At 69.7% G+C, this 783-nt stretch carries 1 protein-coding gene; it reads left to right on the top strand.

Annotated elements, in window-relative coordinates:
* Window positions 1-75 precede the first annotated feature (75 nt).
* The gene (locus ACYVHQ_RS14255; protein ID WP_460514159.1) at window positions 76-777 is read left to right on the top strand and encodes a hypothetical protein; all 702 of its coding nucleotides are present in this window, start codon (window positions 76-78) and stop codon (window positions 775-777) included.
* The last annotated feature ends 6 nt before the right edge of the window (window positions 778-783 follow it).

The raw sequence follows: 783 nt of genomic DNA, 5'->3' as shown, positions 1-783 counted from the left end.
CCAAACCGATCGGCGTCCGGTGGCGAACCCCTTCTACCTCACCAGGGAACGCACACCACAGCAAAGGACCTGATCATGAACGCCTTCTCCCGCAAGCGCATCGTCCGCAGCAGCATCGGCGTCGCCGCCGCCGGCGCTCTCGCCCTCAGCCTCGCCGCGTGCTCCACCGGCGCCGAGGACACCACCGACACCTCCTCGTCGTCCTCGGCCTCGTCCGAGCCGTCCGCCGCCGCGACCCCCGCCGCCTCGATCGCCGACCTCAGCAACGGCGTCGACACCCAGGTCACCGTCGACCAGTCCTTCGTCGACGCCCTCGGCACCCTCGGCCTCACCCCCGGAGTCGTCGGCGACGCCACCTTCACCGACGGCACCTTCTCGTTCCCCATCACCGGCGGCAACGTCGACTACTACGGCCCCGACAGCGACGTCCGCCCTTACGTCCAGGGCGAGATCGACCACGACGGCTCCGGCCTGAGCCTGACCGCCGGCGACACCGTCGTCGAGCTCAGCGACTTCCGCATCGACCCGGGCGAGAGCAAGCTCTACGGCACCGTCACCGCCAACGGCGAGGTCGCCGCCGAGGACGCCTACCTCTTCAACCTCTGGGGCGGCACCCTCAAGCCCATCCAGATGGAGGGCACCAACGCCGTCCTCGAGGGCACCACCGTCCACATCAGCCCCACCGCCGCGGACCTGCTCAACGACACCTTCGGCACCGACCAGGTCCAGGACGAGATGCTCGTCGGCGTCGCCAAGATCACCGCCGCCACCGAGTAACACCCC

Source organism: Frigoribacterium salinisoli (genome assembly GCF_054781095.1).
Note: the sequence above shows the minus strand (reverse complement) of the source record. Positions and strands in the feature narration are given on the sequence as shown.

What these genes read in the sequence shown, in the direction of transcription:
- ACYVHQ_RS14255 (WP_460514159.1), top strand. Translation starts at nt 76, where the DNA reads ATGAACGCCTTCTCCCGCAAGCGCATCGTCCGCAGCAGCATCGGCGTC.